The organism is Brevundimonas sp. EYE_349 (assembly GCF_023147505.1).
Lineage (GTDB): Bacteria > Pseudomonadota > Alphaproteobacteria > Caulobacterales > Caulobacteraceae > Brevundimonas.
On sequence record NZ_JAHXPB010000001.1, the window covers coordinates 231,972 to 248,441 of the forward strand.

Below are 16,470 nucleotides of genomic sequence, written 5' to 3' on the forward strand. Positions count from 1 at the left end.
TGTTGTCTGGTCAGGAATACGTGGGCGACAGCCGTTCGGTTTCAGGCCGCAGGCATCGGCTGACCGTCGCGGCGATCACCGCTGCGCTTGACGAGAACGCACAGGGAACATAGAACAGAGAGAGAACATTTTCGAGGTCGGGAAAGCCATGCCGCGTTTGATGAGGGATATGTTGTCGTTGGCCTGCTGCGGCGGTTTCGTCTGGATGGTCTGGACGTTGGCGTTCAGTGTCACCGCCGTCTGAGGAAGGATCCGGTGGGCGTTGGCGTCTGAAATGCGTCGACGAACATCAATAGGTTCAATCAAGTTCAGACGATGAGGCGCTGTTTTCCAGTCTCGCGACCATCGGTTCGCCGTTCTTCTGGGGATGATGCAGCGCCGCATCGGGTTTGCCATGGTGGCGCGGCGCAGGATGTGAGACTCGCTTTAGGGTGATGATAGGCGGACGTTGCGTCGCCCAGACGGAGAGCCAGTGAGCCAGCGGATGAAGAGCCAGGGTTTCGTGCATCTGCGGGTTCGGTCGGCCTATTCGCTGCTGGAAGGCGCGATCAAGGCCAGCAAGGTTGGCAAGCTGGCGGCGGACGCGGGTATGCCCGCCGTCGCCGTGGCGGACCGGGCCAATCTGTTCGGGGCGCTGGAGTTCAGCCAGACAGCCAAGGATGCCGGCGTCCAGCCCATCGTGGCCTGCGCCCTGCCGGTCGTAGGCGTCGGCGGCCAGGTCAATGCGCGCTGGGCCAAGACGCCGACCGTTGTTCTGCTGGCGCAGGATATGACGGGCTGGCTGAACCTGTGCGCCCTGTCGTCCTCGGCCTATCTGGACGCGGGCGAAATGGCCGAGCCGGGCGTGGCCTGGGACCAGGTCGTGGCGCGATCCGAAGGCTTGATCCTGCTGTCTGGCGGCCCCGACGGCCCGGTCGACCCGCTGTTCGCCCAGGGAAAGACCGCCGAGGGCGTCGGGACGCTGGCGGAGATGAAGGCCGCGTTCGGCGACCGGTTCTACGTCGAGCTTCAGCGCCATGGCCTGGACGATGAACGCCGGGCCGAGCCGGGGCTGGTGGAATGGGCCTACGCCAACGACGTCCCGCTGGTCGCCACCAACGATGTCTATTACGCCAAGGCCGCCCAGGCGAAGTCGCACGACGCCCTGCTGTGCATCGCAGACGGCGCCTTCACCGGCCAGGAGGACCGTCGCCGCATCACGGGAGAACACTGGTTCAAGTCGGCGGAGGCGATGCGTGACCTGTTCGCCGACCTGCCGGAAGCTTGCGACAACACCATCGACATCGCACGGCGCTGCGCCTTCCTGGTGCAGACCCACGCCCCGATCCTGCCACGCTTCGACACCGGGGCAGGGCGGTCAGAGGGGGACGAACTGGCTCACCAGGCGCGTGAGGGGCTGAAAGTCCGCCTGACTCAGGTCGATCCCGCCGTGCCCGAGGCGGAATATTGGTCTCGGCTGGAGTGGGAGGTCGGGATCATTCAGCAGATGGGGTTCCCTGGCTACTTCCTGATCGTGTCGGACTTCATCAAATGGGCCAAGACCCACGGCATTCCGGTTGGGCCTGGGCGGGGGTCCGGCGCCGGTTCGCTGGTGGCATGGTCCCTGACCATCACCGATCTGGACCCGTTGCGGTTCGGCCTGCTGTTCGAGCGGTTCCTGAACCCCGAACGTGTCTCCATGCCCGACTTCGACATCGACTTCTGCCAGGAGCGGCGCGAAGAGGTGATCGACTATGTCCAGGCCCACTACGGCAAGGACCGGGTGGCGCAGATCATCACGTTCGGCACGCTACAGGCGCGGGCGGTGCTGCGCGACGTCGGGCGTGTGCTGCAGATGCCGCTGGGCCAGGTGGACCGGCTCTGCAAGATGGTGCCGAACAACCCGGCCAACCCCGTGACCCTGGCCCAGGCCATCGAGTTGGAGCCGCGCCTGAAGGAGGCGAGGGACGCCGAGCCGGCGGTCAAGACCCTTTTGGAGACGGCGCTGGAGCTGGAGGGGCTTTACCGCAACGCCTCGACCCACGCCGCCGGCATCGTCATCGGCGACCGACCGCTGACCGAGTTGGTGCCGCTGTATCAGGACCCGCGTTCGACCATCCCGGCCAGCCAGTTCAACATGAAGTGGGTGGAGCCGGCGGGCCTGGTGAAGTTCGACTTCCTGGGCCTGAAGACCCTGACCGTGCTGGATCGGGCGCGGGGCTATCTGGAGCGGCGCGGCGCGGCGCCCGAATGGAACCAGCTGCCGCTGGACGATGCGCGCACCTATGAACTTATGGCGTCGGGGCAGACGGTCGGGGTGTTCCAGCTGGAATCGCAGGGCATGCGCGACACCCTGCGCAAGATGCGTTGCGGCTCCATCGAGGAGATCACCGCCCTGATCTCCCTCTACCGGCCGGGGCCGATGGAGATGATCGACACCTATATCGACCGCAAGTTCGGTCGGGCCGAGGTGGACTATCTGCACCCCAGTCTGAAGGAGGTGCTGACCGAGACCTATGGCGTCATCATCTACCAGGAACAGGTGATGAAGATCGCCCAGATCCTGGCGGGCTACAGCCTGGGCGAGGCCGACCTGCTGCGTCGCGCCATGGGCAAGAAGAAGAAGGAGGAGATGGACTTTCAGCGAGCGCGCTTCATCAAGGGCGCGCTCGAGAAGTCAGTCTCCGAGAGCCAGTCCGGCTCTATCTTCGACCTGGTGGCCAAGTTCGCGGGCTATGGCTTCAACAAGTCCCACGCGGCCGCCTATGCCCTGATTTCATTCCAGACGGGGTGGCTGAAGGCCAATCAACCGGTCGAGTTCTTCGCCGCGTCGATGAGTCTCGACCTGTCGAACACCGACAAGCTGGCGGTCTTCTATCAGGATGCGCGTCGCTTCGAGGTGCCGGTGCTGTCGCCCGACATCAACCGCTCGTCCGCTGACTTCGACGTGGCGTGGGACGATGCGAAGGGCGCGGTCCTCTATGCCCTGGGCGCCATCCGAAACGTGGGCCTGGAGGCGATGAAGCACGTCATCGAAGTGCGCGAGACCGGCGGGCGGTTCGCCGACATCTTCGACTTCCTCGAACGGGTCGATCCCCGCAGCGTCAACAAGCGCGCGCTGGAGGGCCTGGCCAAGGCCGGCGCCTTCGACAGCATTCATCCCAACCGCCGCCAGTTGGTCGAACAGGCCGATGTGCTGATGGCCTATTGCCAGAGCGTGGCGGCCGAGCGGGCCTCGTCGCAGGTGTCGCTGTTTGGCGGCGATCAGGCTCACGCAGCGCGCCCACGCCTGAAGACGGTCGAACCCTGGGTTGGGCCGGAACGGCTGGATCACGAGCTGGCCGCCGTGGGATTCTATCTGTCGGGCCACCCGCTGGACGAGATGACGTCGGCCTTGAAACGCAAGCGCGTCACCTTTGTCGCCGAGGCCATCCCGCTGGCGGAATCGGGGCACGAAGCCTTCCAGATGGCGGGTATGGTTCGGCGCAGACAGGAACGGGCCAGCGCCCGGACAGGCGAAAAGTTCGCCTTCGTCACCTTTTCGGACCCGACGGGCGAGTTCGAATGCCTGTTCCCGCCTGAACAACTGCGCAAATGCCGAGAGGTGCTGGAGCCCGGCGCCTCTGTCATGGTGCGGGTCCGCGCCAAGGCGTCCGAAGGGGAGGTGCGTTTCTTCGGCGACGATGCGTCGCGCATGGACAATCTGCTGGACGACGCCAACATCGGCCTGCGTATCCATGTCTCGGCCCGAACCGCCGACGCCGACGCCTTGAAGGGCCGGCTGGAGCGCGCCCGATCCGGCGCCATCGGCAAGGGCGGCGAGATTTCGCTGATGATCGCCGGGCTGGAGCAGGGGCGGGAGGTCGAGGTCAAATTGCCTGGACGCTATCGCCTGGACGGCGCATTGCGCGGTGCGCTGAAATCCGCGCCGGGTGTGGTCATGCTGGAGGACGCATAGGGATTTGCAGGCGTGAGCTTATGGTCAAGCTGTTGATTTTTCGGAACCTCACGGGCGCGTGATGGGTTTGGTCAGTCCATAGGGAGACTGTTCCAATGAAATATCTCGCCATCGCCAGCGTCGCCTCGCTGGCTCTCCTCGCAGCGTGCAACCAAGGTGGAGACAGCGCCGGCCAGAACGCCAGCGAAGCCGTCAACGCCACCCAGGACGCGACTTCGGGCGTCGTCGGCCAGACCTCGGCCATGACCATGGGCGCCAACACCGTGGACGGCTTCGTGACCGGTCTGGGCACGAGCAACATGTACGAACTGGAAGCGGCCAAGATCGCCGCCGCCAAATCGACCAACGCCGACGTAAAGGCGCTGGCCGCCATGATCACCAAGGACCACACCGCCGCCGGCGAGAAGCTGGGCGCTGCAGTCGCGACCGCCGGTCCGAACGTGGCCATCCCGACCACTCTGGACGAGCGCCGCAAGGGTCTGATCGACAACCTGAACGCCGCCACGCCCGGCGACTTTGACAAGGTCTATCTGAACCAGCAGGTCGCCGCCCATAACGAGGCCCTGACCTTGCTTAACGGTTTCGCCGGCAACACGGACGCTCCGGCCCTGTCGACGCTGGCGCGCGAACTGGTGGCCCCGGTGACCGCGCATCGCGACCGCGCCCAAGCGCTGCTTGATGCGATGAAGTAAGGATTACGCCTTAGGGCTGATCGGGAAAGGCGGTCTCGAGAGGGGCCGCCTTTCTGCTGCGCGCGACGCAGCGCTTGCTATTCGAGGCCATCCCGCCTACATGGCCCCCGCATTTCGCAACGCGGGTGAGGCGCGATTCGGGGAGAAATCCCGGCACGCACCATTCCGAGGGTCGTCGACCTTTAATCCCCCGCGCCACGTTGATCGGAAAAAGGACTGAACGATCATGGCTCTGCCTGAATTCTCGATGCGCACCCTGCTGGAAGCGGGCGCCCACTTCGGCCACCAGACGCACCGCTGGAACCCGAAGATGGACCGTTACATCTTCGGCTCGCGCTCGAACATCCACATCATCGACCTGTCGCAGACGATGCCGCTGTTCCACCAAGCTTTGGTGGCCGTGCGCGACGTCGCCGCCAAGGGCGGTCGCGTCCTGTTCGTCGGCACCAAGCGCCAGGCTTCCGAGCCGGTCGCTGAAGCCGCCAAGCGCTGCGCCCAGTACTATATGAACAACCGTTGGCTTGGCGGTACGCTGACCAACTGGCGCACCGTCTCGGGCTCGATCGCTCGTCTGCGCGAACTGGAAGGCATCCTCGAGAACGGCGGCGAAGGCCGCGTCAAGAAGGAACTGCTGACCTTGCAGCGCGAGAAGGACAAGCTGGAACTGTCGCTGGGCGGCATCAAGGACATGGGTTCGATTCCGGACATCATGTTCGTGATCGACACCAACAAGGAAGCGATCGCGATCCAGGAAGCCCGCAAGCTGAACATCCCGATCATCGCCATTTTGGACACCAACTCGGACCCGGACGGCATCACCTATCCGGTGCCCGGCAACGACGACGCCGCGCGCGCTATCCAGACCTACTGCGACCTGATCGCGGACGCGGTTCTGGACGGTCTGGCCGCTGGCGCCTCGGCCTCGGGCGTGGACCTGGGCGCTTCGGAAGCCCCGGTCGAGCCGATGCTGCGCGAAGCCTCGGCGCCGGTCGCCGCTGAAGCCGCTCCGGCCGGCACGGAAGGCGCCGCCGCCGAGCTGGAAGCCGCCGCTCAACCGGCCGTCGCCGATGAAGCGGCCCAGGCCGCCACTTCGGAAGCCAACGACGCGGTCGAAACCGAGAAGGCCACGGGCTGATGGCCCGCAGGGCGGCGCTCGGGTTTTCGAACGCCGCCTGACGAAATGACACACGGCCGGGCTAAGTCAGTCCGGCCGTTCCCACATACGAATCCCCCAAGGAGAAGAACATGGCCGAGATCACTGCCGCCCTCGTGAAGGAACTTCGCGAGCGTTCGGGCGTCGGCATGATGGACTGCAAGAAGGCCTTGCAGGAAAACGACGGCAACATCGAAGCCGCCATCGACTGGCTGCGCGCCAAGGGCCTGTCTAAGGCCGCCAAGAAGGCCGACCGCGTCGCAGCCGAGGGCCTGGTCGCCGTGGCGTCCAAGGAAGACGGCAAGGGCGAAGTCGCCGCCGCCATCGAGTTCAACGCGGAAACCGACTTCGTCGCCCGCAACGAGCTGTTCCAGAACGCCGCCAAGTCGTTCGCCCAACTGGGCCTGGAGCACCACTCGGTCGAGGCCCTGCACGGCGCCGAACTGGAATCCGGCAAGACGGTCCAGGATGAAGTGACGAACATGATCGCCACCATCGGCGAGAACATGCAACTGCGCCGCGCCGCCCGCCTGTCGGTGTCGGAAGGCGTGGTTTCGACTTACGTCCACAATGCGGTTTCGCCGGGCGTGGGCCGCATTGGCGTTCTGGTGGCGCTGGAAGGCGAGGGCGACAAGACCGCTCTGCGCGAACTGGGCCGCAAGATCGCCATGCACGTCGCCGCCACCGCGCCGCTGTCGCTGAACACGGACGACCTGGACCCCGCCGCCATCGAGAAGGAACGCGCCGTTCTGATCGAAAAGGCCAAGGAGGAAGGCCGTCCGGAAAACATGATCGAGAAGATCGTGGAAGGTCAGATCAACAAGTTCCAGAAGGACGTGGTGCTGTCCAAGCAGCCGTTCGTGATGGACCCGGACGTGACCATCGAACAACTGGTCGCCAACTCGGCCAAGGAACTGGGCTCCTCCAATCTGCATCTGGCCGGCTTCGTCCGCCTGGCGCTGGGTGAAGGCGTCGAGAAGGTCGAAGGCCCCGACTTCGCGTCGGAAGTCGCCTCCATGATGGGCGGCAACTAAGCCCCTATCCCCTCATTCGTGAGGGTTTTGTATCAGAAGGGCGCGTTCGGCTTTGATGGCCGGCGCGCCCTTCGTCTATAAGAAGTCGCCTGATTCAAGGGCGCAGCAGCCAACGGACCCTCCGCACATGCCCGACGCCCCCAAAACCTTCCGCTACAAACGCGTCCTGCTGAAGGTCTCCGGCGAGGTGCTGATGGGCGATCAGTCGTTCGGGGTGGACATGAAGACGGTGGACACGGTCGCCAAGGCCGTCGCCGACGTCGCCGCCGAGGGGATCGAAATCTGCCTGGTCATCGGCGGCGGCAACATCTTCCGCGGCCTGTCCAAGGCGGCCGCAGGAATGGAGCGCGCCCAGGCCGATTACATGGGCATGCTGGCCACCATCATGAACGCCCTGGCCATGCAGTCGGCGCTGGAGAAGATCGGCGTCTCGACACGGGTGCAGAGCGCCATTCCGATGGCCGCCATTGCTGAACCCTACATCCGTCGGCGCGCCTTGCGTCATTTGGAAAAGGGCAGGGTTGTGATCTTCGCCGCCGGCGTGGGCGCTCCCTTCTTCACGACGGATTCGGGCGCCGCTCTGCGCGCCGCCGAAATGGGCTGCGACGCCCTGCTGAAGGGCACCAGCGTCGATGGCGTCTATACCGCCGACCCCAAGAAGGACGCCACCGCCACCCGTTACGAAACCCTGACCTATCAGGACGTGCTGGCCAAGGATCTGCGGGTCATGGACGCCTCGGCCATCGCCATGATGCGCGACACGGGCATTCCCATCGTGGTCTTCTCGATCCGGGAAGACAATTCGCTTCGCCGGACCCTGACCGGCGAAGGCACGTTCACGGTCATTCAGGACGTCGCTTAAGCGTCCGCACGACCAGGAAAAACGAAGAGAGACCAAGACCATGGCAAAACCCGATCTCAAGACCTATCGCGACCGGATGGACCGTTCGGTCGCCGCCCTGAAGGAAGAGTTCAGCGGCCTGCGCACCGGCCGCGCCAACGCCGGCCTGCTGGAGCCTGTGCGGGTCGAGGCCTATGGTTCGGCCTCGCCGCTGACCGCCGTGGCCGCCATCAGCGTGCCCGAGCCGCGCATGATCAGCGTCAGCGTCTGGGACAAGGGCATGGTCGTCGCCGTCGAGAAAGCGATCCGCAACGCCAACCTGGGACTGAATCCCATTGTCGATGGTCAGACCCTGCGCATTCCCGTGCCGCCGCTGACCGAGGAGCGCCGCAAGGATCTGGTCAAGCTGGCCGGCAAATACGCAGAGCAGCAGAAGATTTCGGTCCGCAACATCCGCCGCGACGCCAATGACGACCTGAAGAAGGCCGAAAAGGCCGGCGACATCAGTCAGGACGAGCAGAAGAAGATGGAGACCGAGGTCCAGAAGGACACGGACGCGGCCATCAAGCGCATCGACGAGGCCTTGAAGACCAAGGAACAAGAGATCATGCAGGTCTGAGGCGAAACGGCTTGGGCCTGAAGGGATCGCACGACAGATGACGGCAGACAGCGCCGCCTCTTCAGGGCCGAGCCTCGCGGGTCCGCGCCATGTCGCCATCATCATGGACGGCAACGGCCGCTGGGCCAAGGCGCGGGGACTGCCGCGCGCCTTGGGCCACCGCGAGGGCGTGCAGGCGTTGAAACGCACCATCCAGGCGGCTCCGGACCTGGGCATCGAATGCCTGACCGTCTTCGGCTTTTCGACCGAGAACTGGAGCCGTCCCGAGGACGAGGTGTCGGACCTGATGGGTCTGGTGCGGACCTATGTGGCCAGCGATCTGGCGCGGCTGGAGAAGGCGGGCGTCCGCCTGAGGATACTGGGCCGGCGCGAAGGGCTGCCCGCCGACATCGCGGCCATCATCGACAGGGCCGAGGCGCAGACGGCGCACAACGACCAGTTCCTGTTGCAGGTCGCCTTCAACTATGGCGGTCGCGCCGATCTGGTGGACGCCGCGCGTCGGCACATGGCGCGGATGGCGGCCGGCGAGACGACCGAACCCCTTACGGAACAGGCCCTGGAGGCCGGACTGACCACGGCCGGTTCGCCGCCGCTGGATCTGATCGTGCGGACATCGGGCGAGCAGCGGCTGTCGAACTTCCTGTTGTGGGAGGCCGCCTACGCCGAACTGGTCTTCCAGGACATCCTGTGGCCCGACTACGGTCCCAAGGCCCTGGCCGAGGCCATCCAAGCCTTTGGACGGCGCGACCGCCGGTATGGCGGCCGTGTTGTCCCGCCCTTGCGCGAAACAGCCTGATGGCGGTCAAGCCTCGCGACATCGCGCTGCGCGCTGCATCCGCCGTGGTTCTGGCGCCGGCCGCCGTGGCTGCGACCTGGGCCGGCGGCGTCTGGTTCCTGGCTCTGATGGTGGCGGCCAGCATCGTTCTGGCGTTCGAATGGGCGGCGATGAGCGCGCCCCACGCCCGGCGCGTGATGGGCGGGGCCGTCGGCTTCGGCGTCGTCGCGGCCGTGATCAGCGCGCATTTCGGCGTGATGTCGGTGGCCTTCATCATGCTGGTGTTCGGGGCGGCCGCCGCTGGCGTCTATGCCCGCAGTCGAGGGCAGGAGGCGTTGGATGCGGCCTATGGCGTGCTCTATTTGGGATGGCCTGCCGTTCTGCTGATCTGGCTGCGCGGCGTCGACAGCCCCATCGGACTGCATTGGACCGTGCTGGTGTTCGCGGTGGCCTGGTCGGCGGACATCGTCGCCTATCTGGCCGGTTCGACCTTTGGCGGGCCTAAGCTGTGGCCCCGCTTTTCGCCCAACAAGACCTGGTCCGGCTTCATCGGCGGCATATTGGCCGGCGCGGTCGCCGGCGGCTTGATGACGACCTGGGTCGATATGGGGGCCTTGACCGTGATCTGGGGCTCCATCCTGGGCCTGGCGGCCGCGCTGGCCACCATGGCGGGCGACCTGTGGGAGTCGGCGTTGAAGCGGCGGTTCGGGGTCAAGGACGCCGGCAACACCATTCCCGGCCACGGCGGTCTGCTCGACCGCGTCGACGGGCTGATGTTCGCCGTGGTCGTGGTGGCGGCCGGGCGATTGCTGCTTCTGATGCTGGAGCGTGGCGCGTGATTCATCGTCGCGTCACGGTGCTGGGCGCCACCGGCTCGGTCGGTTCCTCGACCCTGGACCTGATGGCCCAGGCCGAGGCCTCGGGAACCGGGGCCTTCGAAGTCGAGGCCCTGACGGGCGGCGCCAATATCCAAAAGCTGGCCGAACAGGCCCGGCGGTGGAAGCCCAGGGTGGCGGTCACCGCAGATCCGGCGCGCTTGGACGACCTGCGGGTCGCCCTGGTCGGAACCGACATCGAGGCGGCGGCCGGCGAGGCGGCCATCGTGGAGGCGGCGACCCGACCGGCAGATTGGATCATGGCCTCAATCGTGGGGGCCGCGGGTCTGAAGTCGGCCTGGGCGGCGGCGGGGACGGGCGCGACCCTGGCCCTTGCCAACAAGGAGAGCCTGGTCTGCTGCGGTCCCGCCTTGATCGAGCGGGTCAGGCGGGCAGGGGGACGGCTGATCCCGGTCGATTCGGAACACTCCGCCATCTTTCAAGTCTTTCCGGCGGAGGCGCCCGAGCGGGTGTCCAAGCTGATCCTGACCGCTTCGGGCGGGCCATTCCGGCAGACCCCGCGTGAGCATATGGGGGCGATCACGCCGGAGCAGGCGGTGGCCCACCCCAACTGGAGCATGGGGGCCAAGATTTCTGTCGACAGCGCCACCATGGCCAACAAGGGCCTGGAGATGATCGAGGCGGCCTATCTGTTCGACATGCCGCAGGATCGGATCGACGTGGTGGTCCACCCTGAATCGATCATCCACAGCCTTGTGGAATATGTGGATGGATCCACTCTGGCGCAGATGGGGCCGCCGGATATGCGCACGCCGATCGCCTGCGCCCTAGCCTGGCCGGACCGCATCGCCTGGCCAGCGCCCCAGTTGGACCTGGCCACGCTGGGCAGACTGACATTCGAGGCGCCGGATTTGGCGCGCTTCCCGGCCCTGGATCTGGCGCGTCAGGCGCTGAAGGCCGGGGGCGCGGCGCCGGCCGTTTTCAACGCCGCCAACGAGGTCGCAGCCTTCGCCTTTCTTGACCGGACGCTGGCCTTTCTCAATATTGCCGCAGTCGTCGCCGAAACCCTTGAACGTGCGACGAAAGCGGGGATGGTTTTCGGCTCTGGAGACGCCTGCGGCGCGGCCCTGTCGGTCGATGCCGAGGTTCGTCTGATGGCCCGTTCCATAATCGTTGGACTGGCGAGCGCGGCCTGATCGGTCGGGGGAGACGATTTTCGAATGCTGGGCGTCCTGGGTCAGATCCTGATCTACATCGTGCCTTTCCTGCTGGTGCTGACCTTTATCGTCACCATCCATGAACTGGGTCACTTCCTGGTCGCGCGCGCCTTCGGCGTGAAGGTGGATCGTTTCGCGGTCGGCTTCGGCAAGGCCGTCTTCAGTCGCACTGATCGGCACGGCATAGAGTGGCGGCTGGGTTGGCTGCCGCTGGGCGGCTATGTGAAGTTTTCCGGCGATCTGGATGCGTCCAGCGTGCCGGATCAGGCGGGGCTGAACGAACTGCGCCAGCGTGTCGTCGCCCAGAGCGGGCCAGGCGCCGAGCGCGACTATTTCCACTTTAAGCCCGTATGGCAGCGCGCCCTGGTCGTCGCCGCCGGGCCTGTCGCCAACTTCATCCTGGCCATCACAATCTTCGCCATCGTCTTCATGGCTGTGGGCGTCCAACTGCGTCCGGCGCGCGTGGCCCAGGTGCAGGCGGGATCGCCGGCTGCCGCCGCCGGTTTCCAGGTCGGCGACCTGATCACGGGCGTGAACGACAAGGCGATCAAGGACGGCAGCGCGGTGACGCGCACTGTCATGCTGTCGACCGGCGATCCCGTGCGGTTCACGGTAGAGCGCGGCGCACAGACGTTGCACCTGACGGCGGTGCCTGAGCGGCGCGAGGAGAACGACCCGGTCGCCGGCCGCGTCAAGGTCGGCCGCATCGGTCTGGGCCTGGGGTCGACCGCCGCCGACGTTCGACACGTCCGCTATGGCCCCGTCAGCGCCGTGGTCGAGGGCGTGCGCCAGACCGGTGATGTGATCGGCTCGACCCTGACCTATCTTGGACGCCTGGTGACCGGCCGAGAGTCCGGCGATCAGTTCAGCGGACCGTTGGGCATCGCCAAGGCCACCGGATCGCTGACGACCGCTGCGGTCGAGGCCAGCCCGGCGCCCGGTCAGATGGCGATCAATCTGCTTCTGACGCTCACGACCTTGGCCGCCATACTTTCGATCGGAATCGGCTTTCTAAATCTGCTTCCCATTCCGATCCTCGACGGCGGGCATCTGCTTTTCTACGGCTATGAGGCCGTGGCCAAGCGACCTGTGTCGGCGCGGTTCCAGGAGATGGGCTATCGCGCAGGTCTTGCGCTTTTGGCGGGATTTATGTTGTTCGCGACGTGGAACGACCTACAGAAGCTCAACCTCTTCCAATTCCTCGGCGGGCTCGTCTCTTGAGCCGACGCCAGCCCCCGATGGTTTCCCGAATGAATGACATGACCTCTCGCGCCGCCGTTCGATTGAGCGCCCGTTCCAGCCTGCTGGCGCTAGCCGTCGCCGCAGGCCTCGGCGCACCCGCCCTGGCGCAGACCGCACCGGCGCAAGCCACGCCCGCAACGCCGGCGCCCACACCTGCTCCCCAAGGCGCCGCCGCCGAACAGACTCCGCGCGTCGAGATCGCCGCGCCCCAGACGATCACGATCAACCGCATCATCGTGCAGGGCGCGCAGCGGATCGATCAGACGACGGTTCTGTCCTACCTGCCGATCCGTCCCGGCGATGCGGTGGACGCCTCTGTGCTGGATGTCGCGGTGCGCACCCTGTCGCGCACCGGCCTGTTCGCCGATGTGCAACTGGGCGTGCAGAACGGCGACCTGATCGTTCAGATCAAGGAAAACCCGATCATCAACCAGGTGGTGTTCGAGGGGAACAAGGCGCTGTCGCAGGACAAGCTGACCAAGGAGGTCACCCTGGCGCCGCGCGGCATCTACACCCGCGCCAAGGTGCAGGAAGATGTCGGCGCCATCGTCGAACTGTATCGCCTGCAGGGCCGGATATCCGCGACCGTCACGCCCAAGCTGGTCCAGCTGGATCAGAACCGCGTGGACGTGATCTTCGAGATCAACGAAGGGCCGCAGACCGGCATCAGCGCGATCAACATCCTGGGCAACCATGCCTTCTCAGACCGCGATGTGCGCGGGGTGATGGTCACCGAGAAGTCGACATGGTGGAAGTTCTTCTCCAACAACGACAACTACGATCCCAACCGCCTGGAATACGACCAGGAGCAACTGCGCAAGTTCTACACCAACCGGGGCTATTACGACTTCCGCGTCATTTCCTCTGTCGCCGAACTTCAGCCTGACGATCAGGCGTTCCAGCTGACGCTGACGCTGAACGAAGGCGACAAGTACAACTTCGGCGAGGTCAAGGTCGTCACCCAGAACGACCGCCTGAACGCCGACTTCCTGCAGCGCCTGATCCCGATCCGCTCGGGCGACCTGTACGAAAGTGACAAGATCGAACAGGCGGTCGACGCCCTAACGTTTGCGGCGGGTTCGGCCGGTTACGCCTTCGTCGAGATCAATCCGACCTATCGGGCCAATCCCGACACCGACACGGTGGACGTGACCTTCAACGTGTCCGAGGGACAGCGGGTCTATATCGACCGCATCAATGTGGTCGGCAACACCCGCACCATCGACCCGGTGATCCGGCGCGAACTGATGCTGACGGAAGGCGACGCCTTCAACCGCGCCCTGATGGAGCGGTCGCGCAACAACCTGCGCGCCCTGGGCTTCTTCAAGGACGTGAAGGTTGAGGAGACGCGCGGCAGCGCGCCGGACCGTACGGTCATCAACGTCAACGTTCAGGAACAGCCCACCGGCGAACTGTCGGTCGGCGCGGGCTTCAGCTCGGTCGACTCATTCACCGTAAACCTGGGCATCTCCGAGCGGAACTTCCGTGGACGCGGCCAGAACGTGGTGGCCCGACTGGAGTGGGGTTCGCTGCGTCAGCAGGTCGACTTCCGCTTCACCGAGCCGAAGTTCCTGGGCCGCGACCTGCGCGCGGGCTTTGATCTGTTCCACTCGCGCTATGACCTGAGCAAATACTCGTCCTACGATTACCGCTCGACCGGCGGCGGGGTGCGGCTCTCCTATCCGCTGAACGGCAATATGCTGCTCAGCACCCGCTACTTCCTGAAGTCGGACGAGATCATCGTTCCGTTCGGCTATTGCTCTGGCGTGGGGCAGGGTTCGTCCGCGCTGTGCGACCAGGTGGGCAGCTTCATCAACTCGTCCGTCGGCTATACGCTGCAGATGAACTACACCAATGATCCGGTGCGGCCGACGCGCGGTTGGGCTGGCTCGTTGCGTCAGGATCTGGCCGGTCTGGGCGGCGACGTGAACTATGTGAAGACCGAGGCGGACGCCAGCTGGTACTATGGGTTCACGCCCAACTGGGTGGTCAGCCTGCAGGGTTCAACCGGCTATGTCAGCGGCTGGAACGGCGATCCGATCCGCATCAACGATCGTTTCTTCAAGGGCGGGAACAGCTTCCGCGGCTTCGAGACAGCCGGCATGGGGCCGCGCGATCTGAACACGACCGATGCGCTGGGCGGCAACTTCTACGCCATCGGCACGGTCGAGCTGACAGTGCCGAACTATCTGCCCGAGCAGTACGGCATCAAGACGTCGCTGTTCGCCGATGTCGGTACGCTGGGCGTGCTGGATGATCGCTACAAGCTGACCTCCACCGGGACGGTGAACCCGAACATCGCCGACGAACTGTCGCTGCGCGCGTCGGCCGGCGTCAGCATCCACTGGAAGTCGCCGATGGGTCCGATCCGCTTCGACATCTCCAAGGTCCTGTCCAAGGAAGACTACGACAAGACCGAATCCTTCCGCTTCTCGACCTCCACCCAGTTCTAATCGCGGCATTTCGACCGCACGAGGAAATCCCATGAAAGCTCTGATCATCGCGGCGACCGCCGCCGCTTCGCTTCTCGCCACCGCCGCCTCGGCGGCCACGGCCCAACAGGCGTCCGCCGCCCCCGCCAACCCCGGCCCGGTGATCCCCGGCGTGTGCGTCTATTACAACGCCCGTCTGCTGGCCCAATCGTCGGCTGGCCAGGCCGTCGAAACCCGCATGCAGCAACTGGCCCAGGAAGTTCAGGGCGAACTGCAACCCTACGCCACGGCGATCCAGAGCGAAGCCCAGCAACTGCAGACGTCGGGCGCCAGCCTTCCGGCCGATCAACTGCAACAGCGCCGCCAGGCCCTGCAACAGCGCGCGCAGGAAGCCCAGCAGCTGGAAGCCACCCGCGAGAACGAGTTACGCTACACCCTGGGCATGCAGCGTCAGGCGATCACCGAGGCCGTCTCCCCGATCCTGACCGCCCTGTATCAGGAAAAGGGCTGCGGCCTGCTGCTGGACCGCGAAAGCGTCTTCATGATGAACCCGGCCATGGACGTGACCGATCTGGCCATCCAGCGCCTGAACACCGCCCTGCCGACGCTCAGCTTCAACCGCATGACCGTGCCGGCTCAGACGCAGGCTCAGCCGGCGGCCGCGCGCTAAGTCTCGATGCCCGATTCCCGCTTTTTCGAAACCCTGTCGCCCCTCAGTGTCGCCGAACTGGCGGCCAGGATCGGCGGGGAGGTCGAACGGGGCGGGGATCGCATGATCGCCTCCGTCGCGCCCCTGTCCTCAGCGGACGGGGGCGCGATCGCGTTTTTGGGCGACCGCAAGTTCGCCGGAGCGCTGAAGGAAACCCGCGCCGGGTGCGTGATCTTGCCGTCGGAGGCCGTTGACGCGGCGCCGGCGGACGCCGCCGTGATCGTTTCCCGCACGCCACAGGCCGCCTGGGCCAAGGCGTCGATCCTGTTGCATCGGCCGATCCTGCTGGACGCCGCCATCGCGCGCGCGGAGGCGGCCGAAGACGACAGCGTCGTGATCGAGCCGGGCGCCGTGCTGGGCGCGGGCGTTCGCATCGGTCGCGGCTCTCGCATCGGGGCCAACAGCGTGATTGCGCCGGGCGTCCAGATCGGACGCGACTGCGCGATCGGCGCCAACGTCAGCGTCGGTTTCGCCCTGATCGGCGACCGGGTGAAACTGTATGCCGGGGCGCGGATCGGCGAGGCGGGTTTTGGCGCGACCGGAACCCAGGCCGGGGTGATGGACATTCCGCAGCTGGGCCGGGTTATCCTTCAGGATGGGGTGACGGTGGGCGCCAACAGCTGCATCGACCGCGGCGCCTATGACGACACCGTCATCGGCGAAAACACCAAGATCGATAATCTGGTCATGGTGGGCCACAACTGCGTCATCGGGCGCAACTGCCTGCTGGTCGCCAATACGGGCATTTCCGGCTCGGTCACGGTCGGCGACAACGTCATCTTCGGCGGCAAGGCGGGGATCGGCGATCACATCACGATCGGCGAGGGCGCCCGTATCGCGGCCGGCGCCGGGGTGTTGGCTGACGTTCCGGCGGGCGAAACCTGGTCGGGTTATCCGGCCCGTCCGATCCGACAGTTCTTGCGCGAGACCGTCTGGCTCGCCAAACAGGCCTCATCCAAGAAGGCCCCGAAGGAATCATAGGG

At 65.6% G+C, this 16,470-nt stretch carries 14 protein-coding genes; 13 read left to right on the forward strand and 1 reads right to left on the reverse strand.

Annotation, left to right across the window (positions count from 1 at the left end; translation table 11 throughout):
- Positions 1-75: 75 nt before the first annotated feature.
- Positions 76-384, reverse strand: coding sequence for a hypothetical protein (locus tag KZX42_RS01275; RefSeq protein ID WP_248116319.1), 309 nt, complete (start codon positions 382-384; stop codon positions 76-78).
- Between the two features lie 100 nt (positions 385-484).
- Between KZX42_RS01275 and dnaE the strand changes: the two genes are divergently transcribed.
- The 13 genes from dnaE (at position 485) to lpxD (ending at position 16,468) form a co-directional block, all read left to right on the forward strand.
- Positions 485-3,937, forward strand: a complete 3,453-nt coding sequence (gene dnaE / locus KZX42_RS01280; protein WP_248117252.1) for a DNA polymerase III subunit alpha — start codon at positions 485-487, stop codon at positions 3,935-3,937.
- Between the two features lie 95 nt (positions 3,938-4,032).
- Positions 4,033-4,629, forward strand: coding sequence for a DUF4142 domain-containing protein (locus KZX42_RS01285; protein WP_248116321.1), 597 nt, complete (start codon positions 4,033-4,035; stop codon positions 4,627-4,629).
- Between the two features lie 226 nt (positions 4,630-4,855).
- The gene (gene rpsB, locus KZX42_RS01290; protein WP_248116323.1) at positions 4,856-5,764 is read left to right on the forward strand and encodes a 30S ribosomal protein S2; all 909 of its coding nucleotides are present in this window, start codon (positions 4,856-4,858) and stop codon (positions 5,762-5,764) included.
- A gap of 110 nt (positions 5,765-5,874) precedes the next feature.
- Entirely contained in the window at positions 5,875-6,816 is a 942-nt protein-coding gene (gene tsf / locus KZX42_RS01295) for a translation elongation factor Ts (RefSeq protein WP_248116325.1), read from the forward strand.
- Between the two features lie 127 nt (positions 6,817-6,943).
- The gene (pyrH, locus tag KZX42_RS01300) at positions 6,944-7,678 is read left to right on the forward strand and encodes a UMP kinase (protein ID WP_248116327.1); all 735 of its coding nucleotides are present in this window, start codon (positions 6,944-6,946) and stop codon (positions 7,676-7,678) included.
- A gap of 40 nt (positions 7,679-7,718) precedes the next feature.
- Positions 7,719-8,276, forward strand: coding sequence for a ribosome recycling factor (gene frr / locus KZX42_RS01305; protein ID WP_248116329.1), 558 nt, complete (start codon positions 7,719-7,721; stop codon positions 8,274-8,276).
- A 37-nt stretch (positions 8,277-8,313) separates the two neighbouring features.
- Positions 8,314-9,072 (forward strand): polyprenyl diphosphate synthase, encoded by a 759-nt coding sequence (uppS, locus tag KZX42_RS01310; RefSeq protein WP_248116331.1) that lies wholly within the window; start codon positions 8,314-8,316, stop codon positions 9,070-9,072.
- Positions 9,072-9,890: a CDP-archaeol synthase gene (locus KZX42_RS01315; RefSeq protein WP_248116333.1), complete on the forward strand. Its 819-nt coding sequence runs from the start codon at positions 9,072-9,074 to the stop codon at positions 9,888-9,890. The genes uppS and KZX42_RS01315 overlap by 1 nt, the downstream gene beginning before the upstream one ends.
- On the forward strand, positions 9,887-11,083 hold the full coding sequence (gene dxr / locus KZX42_RS01320; RefSeq protein ID WP_248116335.1) for a 1-deoxy-D-xylulose-5-phosphate reductoisomerase: 1,197 nt from the start codon (positions 9,887-9,889) through the stop codon (positions 11,081-11,083). Before KZX42_RS01315 ends, dxr begins: the two co-directional genes overlap by 4 nt.
- Positions 11,084-11,107: 24 nt before the next feature.
- A complete protein-coding gene (locus tag KZX42_RS01325) occupies positions 11,108-12,325 on the forward strand; it encodes an RIP metalloprotease (RefSeq protein WP_248116337.1) in 1,218 nt (405 codons plus the stop codon).
- Positions 12,326-12,354: 29 nt separating this feature from the next.
- Positions 12,355-14,799 carry an outer membrane protein assembly factor BamA gene (gene bamA / locus KZX42_RS01330; RefSeq protein WP_248116339.1) on the forward strand — a complete coding sequence of 815 codons (2,445 nt, stop codon included), beginning with the start codon at positions 12,355-12,357 and terminating at the stop codon, positions 14,797-14,799.
- Positions 14,800-14,830: 31 nt separating this feature from the next.
- On the forward strand, positions 14,831-15,448 hold the full coding sequence (locus tag KZX42_RS01335; RefSeq protein WP_248116341.1) for an OmpH family outer membrane protein: 618 nt from the start codon (positions 14,831-14,833) through the stop codon (positions 15,446-15,448).
- A 6-nt stretch (positions 15,449-15,454) separates the two neighbouring features.
- Positions 15,455-16,468 (forward strand): UDP-3-O-(3-hydroxymyristoyl)glucosamine N-acyltransferase, encoded by a 1,014-nt coding sequence (lpxD, locus tag KZX42_RS01340; RefSeq protein WP_248116343.1) that lies wholly within the window; start codon positions 15,455-15,457, stop codon positions 16,466-16,468.
- Positions 16,469-16,470 lie beyond the last annotated feature (2 nt).